At 65.2% G+C, this 12517-nt stretch carries 7 protein-coding genes; 5 read left to right on the forward strand and 2 right to left on the reverse strand.

Features of this window, described 5'->3' with window-relative positions:
- Window positions 1-9: 9 nt before the first annotated feature.
- On the reverse strand, window positions 10-2715 hold the full coding sequence (aceE, locus tag ACFO3A_RS04220; protein WP_377724251.1) for a pyruvate dehydrogenase (acetyl-transferring), homodimeric type: 2706 nt from the start codon (window positions 2713-2715) through the stop codon (window positions 10-12).
- Window positions 2716-3007: 292 nt separating this feature from the next.
- On the opposite strand from aceE, the gene ACFO3A_RS04225 reads away from it, so the two are divergent.
- From ACFO3A_RS04225 to ggt, 5 genes are all read left to right on the forward strand, one after another.
- The gene (locus ACFO3A_RS04225) at window positions 3008-5542 is read left to right on the forward strand and encodes a PAS domain S-box protein (RefSeq protein ID WP_377724253.1); all 2535 of its coding nucleotides are present in this window, start codon (window positions 3008-3010) and stop codon (window positions 5540-5542) included.
- An 18-nt stretch (window positions 5543-5560) separates the two neighbouring features.
- On the forward strand, window positions 5561-6190 hold the full coding sequence (locus ACFO3A_RS04230) for a response regulator transcription factor (protein WP_377724255.1): 630 nt from the start codon (window positions 5561-5563) through the stop codon (window positions 6188-6190).
- An 89-nt stretch (window positions 6191-6279) separates the two neighbouring features.
- A complete protein-coding gene (gene folD, locus ACFO3A_RS04235; RefSeq protein ID WP_377724257.1) occupies window positions 6280-7143 on the forward strand; it encodes a bifunctional methylenetetrahydrofolate dehydrogenase/methenyltetrahydrofolate cyclohydrolase FolD in 864 nt (287 codons plus the stop codon).
- Between the two features lie 43 nt (window positions 7144-7186).
- Window positions 7187-8536, forward strand: coding sequence for an amino-acid N-acetyltransferase (gene argA, locus ACFO3A_RS04240; protein WP_377724258.1), 1350 nt, complete (start codon window positions 7187-7189; stop codon window positions 8534-8536).
- Between the two features lie 112 nt (window positions 8537-8648).
- Window positions 8649-10439: a gamma-glutamyltransferase gene (gene ggt / locus ACFO3A_RS04245; RefSeq protein ID WP_377724260.1), complete on the forward strand. Its 1791-nt coding sequence runs from the start codon at window positions 8649-8651 to the stop codon at window positions 10437-10439.
- Here ggt and ACFO3A_RS04250 read toward each other — a convergent pair.
- Window positions 10394-12469, reverse strand: coding sequence for an ATP-dependent DNA helicase (locus ACFO3A_RS04250; protein WP_377724262.1), 2076 nt, complete (start codon window positions 12467-12469; stop codon window positions 10394-10396). The two genes, ggt and ACFO3A_RS04250, sit on opposite strands and share 46 nt — an antisense overlap.
- Between the last annotated feature and the right edge of the window lie 48 nt (window positions 12470-12517).

The following is a 12517-nucleotide window of genomic DNA, read 5'->3' on the forward strand; positions in this document are numbered from 1 at the left end:
CTTCTCCGATTAAGCGTGCAAGGGGTTGATCTTGTCGGTCTTGATGCCGTACTTGGCGATGGCTTCGGCCACCTTGGCGATGGGCAGCTTGCCCTCCTCGGCCAGGGATTTCAACGCTGCAACCACGACGTAATGGCGGTTTACCTCGAAATGCTCGCGCAGCTTGCTGCGGAAGTCGGAGCGGCCAAAGCCGTCGGTGCCCAGCACCTTGTAGCTGCGCCCTTTGGGAATGTAGGGGCGGATTTGCTCGGCAAAGGCCTTGACGTAGTCGGTCGATGCCACCACCGGGCCAGCGTGGCCCGAGAGCTGTTCGCTGACGAAGGACTGTTTGGGTGTCTCCAGCGGATGCAGCAGATTCCAGCGGTCGGCTTCCTGGCCGTCGCGGGCCAGTTCGTTGAAGCTGGGGCAGCTCCACACATCAGCGGCAATCTGCCATTCTTTTTCCAGAATTTCCTGCGCTGCCAGCGATTCGCGCAGGATGGAGCCGCTGCCCAGCAGCTGCACGCGCAAGCCGCTTTGCGGCACTTTCTGGCCAGGCTTGCACAGGTACATGCCTTTCAAAATCTGCTGCTCGGTGCCAGCTGCCAGGCCCGGCATGGCGTAGTTCTCGTTGAGCAGGGTGATGTAGTAGAAGACGTTTTCCTGGTTCTGCACCATGCGGCGCATGCCGTCCTGCATGATGACGGCCACTTCGTGGGCGAAGGTGGGGTCGTAGCTGATGCAGTTGGGGATGGTGGCCGACAGGATGTGGCTGTGGCCGTCTTCGTGCTGCAAGCCTTCGCCGTTGAGCGTGGTGCGCCCGGAGGTGCCGCCCAGGATGAAGCCGCGGGCTTGCATGTCGCCGGCGGCCCAGGCGAAGTCGCCAAAACGCTGGAAGCCGAACATCGAGTAGTAGACGAAGAACGGAATCATGATGCGGTTGTTCGTCGAGTACGACGTGGCCGCCGCAATCCACGAGCACATGCCGCCCGCTTCGTTGATGCCCTCTTGCAGAATCTGGCCGTCGGTCTGCTCCTTGTAGTACATGACCTGTTCGCGGTCGACCGGGGTGTACTGCTGGCCCTTGGGGTTGTAGATGCCGATCTGGCGGAACATGCCTTCCATGCCGAAAGTGCGTGCCTCGTCCACCAGAATGGGCACCACGCGCGGGCCAAGCGCCTTGTCGCGCAGCAGTTGCGTCAGGAAGCGCACGTAGGCCTGGGTGGTGGAGATTTCGCGGCCTTCGGCGGTCGGCTCCAGAATGGCCTGGAAGGTTTCCAGCGGCGGCACGGTAAAGCTTTCGTCGCTGTGCGTGCGGCGCTTGGGCAGGTAACCGCCCAGGGCCTTGCGGCGCTCGTGCAGGTACTGCATTTCCGGCGTGTCGTCCGCGGGCTTGTAGTACGGCAGGCTTTCCAGCTCGGCGTCGGAAATGGGGATATTGAAGCGGTCGCGGATGTACTTGATGTCCTCGTCGGCCAGCTTCTTGGTCTGGTGTACGGTGTTCTTGGCTTCACCGGCCTTGCCCATGCCGTAGCCCTTGACGGTCTTGACCAGCAGCAAGGTCGGCTGACCTTTGTGTTCATTGGCGGCGTGGAAGGCGGCGTAGACCTTTTCCGGGTCGTGGCCGCCACGGCGCAGTTCCCAGATGTCGTCGTCGGTCAGGTGTTCGACCAGCTTGGCGGTTTCCGGGTATTTGCCGAAGAAGTGCTTGCGGATGTAGGCACCGTCCATGGCACGCATGGTCTGGTAGTCGCCGTCCAGGGTTTCCATCATCAGCTGCTTGAGCTTGCCGCTCTTGTCGCGGGCCAGCAGGTCGTCCCAACCCTTGCCCCACAGCAGCTTGATGACGTTCCAGCCCGCGCCGCGGAAGTCGCCTTCCAGCTCCTGGATGATCTTGCCGTTGCCGCGCACCGGGCCGTCCAGGCGCTGCAGGTTGCAGTTGATGACGAAGATCAGGTTGTCCAGGTTCTCGCGGGCGGCCAGGCTGATGGCACCCTTGCTTTCGGGTTCGTCCATTTCACCGTCGCCCAGGAACACCCAGACGCGGCGGTTGGCCGTATCGGCAATGCCGCGGGCGTGCAGGTACTTCAGGAAGCGGGCCTGGTAGATGGCCATCATCGGCCCCAGGCCCATGCTGACGGTGGGGAACTGCCAGAAGCCGGGCATCAGCTTGGGGTGGGGGTAGCTGGACAGGCCGTTGCCGTCCACTTCCTGGCGGAAGTTTTCCAACTGCTCTTCGGTGATGCGGCCTTCCAGGTAGGCGCGGGCGTAGATGCCGGGGGCGCTGTGGCCCTGGAAGTAGATGCAGTCGCCGCCGTGGTTTTCGCTCTCGGCGTGCCAGAAGTGGTTGAAGCCCGCGCCCCACATGGACGCCAGCGAGGCAAACGAGCCGATATGGCCGCCCAGGTCGCCGCCGTCGGCCGGGTGCAGGCGGTTAGCACGCACGACCATCGCCATCGCATTCCAGCGCATGAAGGCCCGCAGGCGTTTTTCGATGTGGATGTTGCCGGGGCAGCGGGCTTCCTGCGCCGGTTCGATGGTATTCACGTACCCGGTGTTGGCCGAGAACGGCAGATCGATGCTGTTCTGGCGGGCGTGCTCCAGCATTTCTTCGATGAGCTGGTGGGCGTATTGCGCACCTTCGCGGTCGATGACGGCGGACAGCGCGTCCATCCATTCGCGGGTTTCCTGTGGGTCCAGGGCAGGCGTGTTCGGTGTCGTAGGTTGGGTGGTCATGGTGGTCGTCTCCAGGTCAAGAGGCTTGGCTTTACTTGTAAAACGCACGCAGCACAGTACGAGGGGGTGTCGGCAGTATGCAAAGACGGGATATACCCTCTGGATACAGGCCTGTGCAATCCCGATTAGCGCGGGTCTGCAATGCGTCTGCGGGCAACAGTGTCGCATATTTCTTTTCAATTTCAAATAGTGCCTTTACTTTTCTTAATATGAAATATTGCTGCAAACGCACATTGCCGGCCAGGCAACATTTGCAGCAGCGGTGGCCGGCATCTCCCCTACACTTTCGTCCATGCCGACGCCGCCATCGCACCACCATTCCGACCTCGCCCCGACCAATCCCTTTTCGCTGGAACCGCCGACCCGCTGGTGGCGCTCGTGGTGGCGCAGCCTGTCGCCCACCCGGCAAGACCGGCTGGCAGCGATTGCGCCCTTGGTTTCGGTGGCGTTGTTTCTCGTCGCCATTGCCGCATCGTTCTGGTACCTGCGCACCGAGGAGCAGGAGCGCGAACAGGACGCCCTGATCCGGGCCGTGGACTACGCCCAGCAACGCATGCGCCTGCGCCTGCTGGAGCGCCAGGAACAAATCATGCGTCTGGCCCGCGACGTCGCCACCGAGCAGGTCGGCACGGCCGAATTTGCCAGCCGGGCCGAAACCTTCATCACCCAGTACCCGGAGCTGCAGGCCATCACCTGGATCAACGCCGAGGGCCGCGTCATCATCAGCCAGGCAGCGCCCACCGTGCCCCCCGAACAGCTGCACATCGCCGCCCTGCCCTTGCCACCCGGGCCGACCTTCGATGTATTCACCGCCATCCGCCAGCAGCCGCACAGCGTCTACCTCCAGCCGCTGGCCCGCACCGGAATGCCCGTGCCCATGCTGCAGTTGCAAGTGCCGATTACCGCCGGAACACGCTTTCTGGGCACGGTGCTGATCGAGTATTCCGTCGACAACCTGCTGCGCTACGCCACGCCGACAGAGGTTCTCTCGCGCTACACGGTAAACATGCTCGATGCCCAGGGGCAGGTACTGTCCAACCCGGTGGCTTCGCACACCCAGCCGCGCCTGAGCCTGCCCTGGCTCAGCTTCAAGCCCCTGAAGGCCTACACCATCCCCATCATGCCGGTCGGCGATTCGCTGTCCATGTCGGCGCAGGCCTACCGCACCTCCCCCGGACTGGTCGGCAACGGCCTGTTCTGGCTGGTCGGTTCGCTGAGCGTGCTGACGGCCTGGCTGCTGCTGGGCACCTGGCGCCATACCGGCAAGCGCCTGCGCACGCAGGAAGCGCTGGTGGCCGAGACCAACTTCCGCCGGGCGATGGAAAACTCCATCCTGACCGGCATGCGGGCCCTGGACCTGCACGGGCGCATCACCTACGTGAATGCCGCCTTCTGCCAGATGACCGGCTGGGACGAGGCCGAGCTGGTCGGGCAGCTGCCGCCCTACCCCTATTGGCCCAAGGAAGAGCAAAACAGTTTGATGCTCAAGTTAAAGGACGAGCTTTCCGGCAAAACCATGCCCGGCGGTTTCCAGGTGCGCGTGCAGCGCAAGAACGGCAGCTGTTTCGATGCCCGGCTGTATGTCTCGCCCCTGATCGATGCGCATGGCCAGCATACGGGCTGGATGTCGTCGATCACCGACATTACCGAGCCCAACCGCATCCGCGCCCAGCTGGCCGCCTCGCACGAGCGCTTCACCATCGTGCTGGAATCGCTGGACGCCTCGGTTTCCGTGGCCCCGCTGGGCAGCGCCGAACTGCTGTTTGCCAACAAGCTGTACCGCCAGTGGTTCGGCTCGCAGACCGGCGGCCACCTGCAACTGCTGCAACAGGCAGGCATCCTGAAAACCAGCCCGCAGGAGGACGACAACGCCATCAGCCTGCGCCCCAAGGTGCGCAACAAGAATGCCGAGGTGTACTGGCCCGAGCTGGGCAAATGGCTGGAAGTGCGCTCGCGCTACCTGACCTGGGTCGATGGCCGCCTGGCGCAGATGGTGATCGCCACCGACATCACCGCCCGCCATCTGGCCGAGGAACAGGCCGCCCAGCAGGCCGAACGCGCCCAGACCGCCAGCCGCCTGATCACCATGGGGGAAATGGCCTCCAGCGTGGCGCACGAGCTGAACCAGCCGCTCACCGCCATCAACAACTACTGCAGCGGCATGCTCTCGCGCCTGGACAGCGGTAGCCTGACCGAAAGCCAGATGCGCTTTGCCCTGGAAAAAACCGCCCATCAGGCACAACGTGCCGGGCAGGTGATCCAGCACATCCGCTCCTTCGTCAAGCGCAGCAAGCCCAATCGCGCCCCGGCGCAGGTCGAGGACATGGTGGCCGAAGCCATGGAGCTGGCCAACATCGAGCTGCGCCGACGCAACGTGCGCCTGTCGCACCACATCGCCGCGCGGCTGCCGCCGGTGCTGGCCGATGCGATCCTGATCGAGCAGGTGCTGGTAAACCTGATGAAGAACGCCGCCGAAGCCATCGACCACGGCGGCCGCCCCGAAGGCCAGCGCAGCGTCGAACTGCTGGTGCGTCCGAAAACGCTGGAACAGCGCCCGGGCGTGGAGTTCGCCATCCAGGACACCGGCCCCGGCCTGCCGCCGCAGGTACTGGAGCGTTTGTTCGAAGCGTTTTTCAGCACCAAGAGCGAAGGCATGGGCATTGGCCTGAACCTGTGCCGCAGCATTGTCGAGTCGCACAGCGGCCGATTGCAGGCGCAGAACCTCTACAATGGTTCGGAGGTCACGGGCTGCTGCTTCTCCTTCTGGATTCCACTGGCCGATCCGGCGGCCCTGCAGGAAGACAAGGACACCCACCCCCAACAATAAGGAACAAAGGAACTCCATATGAATATGACTGCGAAAAAAGGCATCGTTTACGTGGTGGACGACGACGAAGCAGTGCGCGACTCCCTGCAATGGCTGCTGGAAGGCAAGGACTACCGGGTGCGCTGCTTCGAATCGGCCGAAGCCTTTCTGGCCCGTTACGACCCGCGTGAAATTGCTTGTCTGATCGCCGATATCCGGATGCACGGCATGACGGGCCTGGAGCTGCAGGACAAGCTGATCGAGCGCAATTCCCCCCTGCCCATCGTCTTCATCACCGGCCACGGCGACGTGCCCATGGCGGTCGAGACGATGAAAAAAGGCGCCCTGGACTTCATCCAGAAACCCTTCGACGAAAGCGCCCTGGTCAGCGTGGTCGAGCGCATGCTGGAACATGCCCGCACCGCGTTTTCCGACCAGCAGCAGCAGGCCACGCGCGAGGCGCTGCTGTCCAAGCTCACCGGGCGCGAATCGCAGGTGCTGGAACGCATCGTTGCCGGCCGCCTGAACAAGCAGATTGCCGACGACCTGGGCATCAGCATCAAGACCGTGGAAGCGCACCGCGCCAACATCATGGAAAAAATGGGTGCCAACACCGTGGCCGACCTGCTCAAGGTGGCCCTGGGCCCCGGCCAAAAAGTGACGGCGTAAAATCGCCCCCAGCCCTCGGACTGCCAGGATGCTTGCCCCAGCATCGCTGGCAGCGTTTTTTTATCCCTCTCCTTTTTCAGCAAACCACCATGACTGCCCAGATCATTGACGGCAAAGCCCTCTCCGCCCAACTGCGTACCGAAGTCACCCAGCGTGCCGCCGCACTGACCGCCCAGGGCGTGCAGCCCGGCCTGGCCGTGATCCTGGTGGGCGACAGCCCGGCCAGCCAGGTCTACGTGCGCAACAAGGTGCAGGCCTGCGCGGACGTGGGCTTTCATTCGGTGCTGGAAAAATACGATGCCGACCTGACCGAAACCGCCCTGCTGGCCCGCATCGAGGCGCTGAACAACGACCCTCGCATCCACGGCATCCTGGTGCAACTGCCCCTGCCGGCGCACATCGACGACCACAAGGTGATCGAAGCCATTTCGCCGCTGAAGGACGTGGACGGCTTTCACGTCGCCAGCGCCGGGGCGCTGATGGTCGGTGAAGTGGGCTTCAAGGCCTGCACGCCCTACGGCTGCATGAAGATGCTCGAATCCATCGGCATGAAGGATTTGCGCGGCAAGCACGCCGTCGTCATTGGCCGCAGCAACATCGTCGGCAAGCCCATGGCGATGATGCTGCTGGCGGCCAATGCCACCGTCACCGTCTGCCACAGCGGCACCGCCGACCTGGCGGCCATGACGCGCCAGGCCGACGTGGTGGTCGCCGCCGTGGGCAAGCGCAACGTGCTGACCGCCGACATGGTCAAGCCCGGCGCCGTGGTGATCGACGTGGGCATGAACCGCGACGACGCCGGCAAGCTGTGCGGCGACGTGGACTACGCCGGTTGCCGGGAAGTGGCCGGTTTCATCACCCCCGTGCCCGGCGGCGTCGGCCCCATGACCATCACCATGCTGCTGGTCAATACGCTGGAAGCGGCAGAGCGCACCGCCGCCGCCCGGCAGTAATCGGGCCGTCCTTCCCTTCCTGGTCGCCACCATGCCCTCCTCCATGTCTACCGTCTTCAATTTCACTTTCGTGCCGTGGTTTCGCTCGGTGGCGCCGTACATCCACAAGTTCCGCCACCAGACCTTTGTCGTCGGCATCACCGGGGAGGCGATTGCGGCGGGCAAGCTCCAGGCGCTGGTGCAGGATTTGGCGATGATCCAGGCCATGGGCGTGCAGATCGTGCTGGTGCATGGCTTTCGCCCCCAGGTCAATGAGCAACTGCGCCTGAAAAACCACGAACCGCAGTACGCCGCCGGGCTGCGCATTACCGACAGCATCGCCCTCGATTGCGCCCAGGAGGCCGCCGGCCAGTTGCGCTACGAGATCGAGGCCGCCTTCAGCCAGGGCCTGCCCAACACCCCCATGGCCGGGGCGCGGGTGCGGGTGATGTCCGGCAACTTCCTCACCGCCCGGCCCGTGGGGATTGTCGATGGCGTGGATTTCCAGCACACCGGCCTGGTGCGCAAGGTGGACATCGAAGGCATCCGCCGGGCGCTGGCGTCGGACGCGATGGTGCTGATCTCGCCCTTCGGCTTCTCGCCCACGGGCGAGGCGTTCAACCTGTCGATGGAAGAAGTGGCCACTCGCGTGGCCAGCGAACTGCAGGCGCACAAGCTGATCTTCCTGACCGAAGTGCCCGGCGTGGCTACCAACCCGCTGCTGCCGATCAGCGACGACAACCCGATCGACACCGAAATCCCCCTGGCCACGGCGCGGCGCATGCTGGCGCAATTGCCCCCGGCAGAAAAGCCGACCGACACCAGCTTCTACCTGCGCCACTGCGTGCGGGCCTGCGAGCATGGCGTGGAGCGCAGCCACATCCTGCCCTTTGCCGTCGATGGCGCCCTGCTGCTGGAGATCTACGTCCACGACGGCATCGGCACCATGGTGATCGACGAAAAGCTGGAAGAACTGCGCGAGGCCACCATCGACGACGTGGGCAGCATCATCCAGCTGATCGAACCGTTCGAGAACGACGGCACCCTGGTCAAGCGCGACCGCACCGAGATCGAGCAGGATATCGCCAGCTACACCGTCATCGAGCATGACGGGGTGATCTTCGGCTGCGCGGCCCTGCACATGTACCCCAGCGCCGACACGGCGGAAATGGCCGCCGTCACCGTCTCGCCCACCAGCCAGGGCACGGGCGACGGCGAAAAACTACTCAAGCGCATCGAGCAACGCGCCCGCGCCCAGGGGGCCAAAACGCTGTTCGTGCTGACCACCCGCACCATGCACTGGTTCATCAAGCGCGGCTTCGAGCCGGTCAGCCCCGACTGGCTGCCGCAGGAGCGCAAGGCCAAATACAACTGGAACCGCAAGAGCCAGGTGCTGGTGAAGAATCTTAAATAACAGGAGCTGTTACCGCTGATAAATAAAGGGTTTCAGGTATAAAAGTATCTGAAATCCTTTGCTTATCAGCGGTAACAGCTTCTTTTTTTAAATAAAGGGACGAAAAAGCACCATGCCCTCCTCTCGAAAAAAATGGCTGCTGGCCAGCCTGACGCTGGCCCTGCTGACGGCTTGCAGCACCGCACCCCTGCCACCTGCGGCGGCGGTGCTGGCGCCGACCACGGCCACCGCGCAGGCTGCCGCCGCCTACGACGCGGGCATGGACGTGTTCCACCCCGTGGTGGCCAGGCATGGCATGGTGGCCACCGAGCAGGCGCTGGCCTCGCGCATCGGTCTGGACATCCTCCAGGCCGGCGGCAACGCGGTGGATGCCGCCGTGGCCGTGGGCTTTGCGCTGGCCGTGGCGCTGCCCAACGCGGGCAACATTGGCGGCGGCGGTTTCATGCTGGTGTACGACGCCGCCACCGGCCACAGCGTGGCCCTGGATTTTCGGGAGATGGCGCCTGCCGCCGCCCACCGCAGCATGTACCTGGACGACCAGGGCCAGGTGATCGACGGCCAATCGCTCTACACCCACCATGCCGTCGGCGTGCCCGGCACCGTGGCGGGCATGGCCCATGCGCTGAAAAAATGGGGCACGCTGCCGCTGCCCCGCGTGCTGCAACCGGCCATCGAACTGGCCGAAACCGGCTACCCGGTCAGCGAAACCCTGGCCAAGGCGCTGGAACGGGAAAAAACCACCATGGGCCGGTGGGATGCCACCCAGGCCATCTTCTGGAAAAACGGCGCCCCGCTGCGTGCCGGCGACCTGCTGGTGCAAAAAGACCTGGCGCATTCGCTGCGCCTGATCGCCCGGGACGGCGCCCAGGCGTTTTACGAGGGCGACATCGGCCAGCAAATCGCCGCCGAAATGGCCCGCCACGGCAGCCCCATGGGCTTGCACGACCTGCGCAACTACCGGGTGGTCGAACGCGAGCCGGTGCGCGGCAGCTACCGGGGCTACCAGATCGTGACCATGCCGCCGCCCTCCTCCGGCGGCGTTCACCTGGTGCAAATCCTGAACATCATGGAGCGCTGGCCGCTCCGGGACTGGGGCAACAACAGCGCACAGACCATCCACCACATGGCCGAGGCGATGAAGCTGGCCTACGCCGACCGGGCCGAATACCTGGGCGATCCGGCCTTCGTCACCATCCCACTGGCGGGCCTGACCGCCAAAAAGTACGCCGACGCGCTGGCCCGGCACATCCACCCCGACCAGGCACGCAGCGCCCGGGACATCCAGCCCGGCAAGCCGCAGCCCTACGAAAGCGACCAGACCACCCACTACTCGGTGGTGGACCAGGCGGGCAACATGGTGGCCGTCACCTACACGCTCAACACCAACTTCGGCACCGGCATCGTCGCGCCCGGCACAGGCATTTTGCTGAACAACGAAATGGACGATTTTTCCGCCAAGCCCGGCGTGCCCAACGCCTACGGCCTGATCGGCGGCGATGCCAACGCCGTGGCGGCGGGCAAGCGCCCGCTGTCGTCCATGACGCCGACCTTCGTCCTCCAGGAGGACGGCAAGCCCTGGCTGGTCACCGGCAGCCCCGGCGGCGCACGCATCATCACCACCGTGTTGCAGCAGATCGTCAATGGCATCGACTTCGGCATGAACCCCGCCGAGGCCGCCGCCACGCCGCGCTTCCATCACCAGTGGATGCCCGACGAGCTGCGGGTGGAAAAGGGCTTCTCGCCCGACACGCTGAACCTGCTGCGCCGGAAGGGCCAGAACGTCGCCGTCAAACCCGCCATGGGCCGCACCCAGACCATCCAAATCCAGCGCCAAGGCCAAGGCCAGGAACTGTGGGGCTACTCCGACCCGCGCAACCCCGACGGGCGCACGCTGGGGTATTGAACAGCCTCTTCTTCTTCCCCCAATCGCTGCAAAGCGGCCTGCCACGCCTGCGGCGTAGTCAGCAGCCGCATCGGCGGCAAGGCGGCCAGCAGGCGCGGGCCGTAGGTTTTTTCCAGCAGACGGGTGTCGGCAATCGCCACCATGCCCTGGTCGGTTTCGCTGCGGATGAGGCGGCCCACGCCCTGCTTCAGGGCCATCGCCGCCTCGGGCAGCAGGTAGTCGGTGAAGGCATTCAGCCCCAGCCCCTGCATCTGCTGCGAACGGGCCTGCACCAGCGGGTCGTCCGGCGGGACAAAGGGTAGCTTGTCGATGACGAGCAATTGCAGCGCATCGCCCGCAATGTCCACCCCTTCCCAGAACGTGGCCGAGGCCACCAGCACGCAGCCCCGGCCCTGCTCCGTGCCCTGGCGAAAGCGCTCCAGCAGCGCGTGTTTGGAGCCTTGGCCCTGCACCAGCACGTCGATGCCGCCAAACAGCCCCCCCGCCTGCCCGAACTGCTGCTGCAACTGCGCCCCGATGGCCTCCAGTGCCTTCAGCGTGGTGGTCAGCACCAGGGTGCGCCCGCCCAATGCCTGCGCCCCTTCCTGCGCCAGGCGGGCCACAAAGGCGCTGTGCGCGGCCTGCGTCAGTACGGGCGGGGCATCGGGCGGCACGTACAGCCGGGCCTGCGTGGGGTAGTCGAAGGGGCTGGCCACGCGCAGCGTGCGGGCATCGGGCAGGCCGCAGGTGCGGGTGAACCATTGCAAATCATCGCTATCGCCCAGCGTGGCCGAGGTGAACACCCAGGCTTGCGGCGTTGCCGGTGCCTGCATGATGGCCTGCAACAGCGGGGCCACCGTCAAGGGCGCCTGGGTCAGCACCAGATGCCGGGCATGGCGATCCAGCCAGCGCACGCTGTCCAGCGGCGCGGGGCGGGCAAACAGGGCCAGGGTCTGCAAAAGCTGCCCGGCCCGCGTCTGGAGCTGTGCCAGGGCGGGGGCGACCTCCTGCACGCTGTCCAGCGCCTGCCAGATCAGGCGCAGGCTGCGCCCGACGGTGTGCAGTTGCGTCTGCCACTGCACAGGGGCAATCCCTTGCGGGGCGTCGGCCAGCCAGCTTTGGCGCACGCCCGTGGGCACGGCGGCTGCCGTGGCGCACCACTGCTGCACGGTGTGTTCCAGGGCTACCAATAAATCCAGCCAGGGCCGCAGACCCCGCGCATGTTCGGTGGTCACGGCCATGGCGTCGCGGGCAAAGCCCAGGAGCTGGCGCGTACTCAAGGTCACGCCGGCAAACTGCACCCCGGTGTCGTTGAGCTGGTGCGCTTCATCGACGATGACCACGCCGGCCTGCGGCAGCAAAGGGGCCACGCCCTCCTCCTGCAACTGCTGGTCGGCAAAGAACAGGTGGTGATTGACCACGCAGACATCGGCCTGCAATGCCTGGGCGCGGGCGCGATTGACGTGGCAGGCGTCCCAGAACGCGCAGTCCCGGCCCACGCAATTGCTGCGCGTGGAAGTCACCAGGGGCAGCAGGACTTCGGGCAGGCCGGGCAGCTCGGCCATGTCGCCTGCCGTGGTCGCCAAGGCCCATTGCTGCACCTGGGCAATGTGGCGCAGCACCTGCGGGTCGTGCGGCGTGCGGCCTTGGTGCATCTTCCCTTGGTGAATGTGCGCCAGGCGGTGCAGGCACAGATAGCTGCTGCGCCCCTTGAGCCGCGCGGCCCGCAGGGGCAGGCACAGCAGGCGCAGCAACTGGGGCAGATCGCGCTCGAACAACTGGTCTTGCAGCGCCTTGGTGGCGGTGGAGATCACCACTTTGCGGCCACTGAGCAAGGCAGGCACCAGATAGGCAAAGGTCTTGCCCACGCCCGTGCCTGCTTCCACGACCAGGGTGGCGGCATCGTCGATCGCCCGGGCCACGGCCTGCGCCATGGCCTGCTGCCCGGCGCGGGGACGCAACTGCGGTAGCCCCCGCGCCAGCCAGCCCTCGGGGGCAAAGGCCGCCTCAACGTGTTCGGCAAGGGGGCGCGATGACGGCATGGTGGACATGGGCACGAGGGATAAGGCCGCAGAACGGCAGGCCGAAATGGCTTGGAC

Origin of the sequence: Comamonas nitrativorans (assembly GCF_042654765.1) — a bacterium.
In the GTDB taxonomy this organism is placed as follows: domain Bacteria; phylum Pseudomonadota; class Gammaproteobacteria; order Burkholderiales; family Burkholderiaceae_C; genus Comamonas; species Comamonas nitrativorans.

Excerpts from the sequence above, each read along its gene's own strand:
- aceE (WP_377724251.1), bottom strand. The coding sequence starts at position 2,715 with ATGACCACCCAACCTACGACACCGAACACGCCTGCCCTGGACCCACAG.
- ACFO3A_RS04225 (WP_377724253.1), top strand. The coding sequence starts at position 3,008 with ATGCCGACGCCGCCATCGCACCACCATTCCGACCTCGCCCCGACCAAT.
- ACFO3A_RS04230 (WP_377724255.1), top strand. The coding sequence starts at position 5,561 with ATGAATATGACTGCGAAAAAAGGCATCGTTTACGTGGTGGACGACGAC.
- folD (WP_377724257.1), top strand. The coding sequence starts at position 6,280 with ATGACTGCCCAGATCATTGACGGCAAAGCCCTCTCCGCCCAACTGCGT.
- argA (WP_377724258.1), top strand. The coding sequence starts at position 7,187 with ATGTCTACCGTCTTCAATTTCACTTTCGTGCCGTGGTTTCGCTCGGTG.
- ggt (WP_377724260.1), top strand. The coding sequence starts at position 8,649 with ATGCCCTCCTCTCGAAAAAAATGGCTGCTGGCCAGCCTGACGCTGGCC.
- ACFO3A_RS04250 (WP_377724262.1), bottom strand. The coding sequence starts at position 12,469 with ATGTCCACCATGCCGTCATCGCGCCCCCTTGCCGAACACGTTGAGGCG.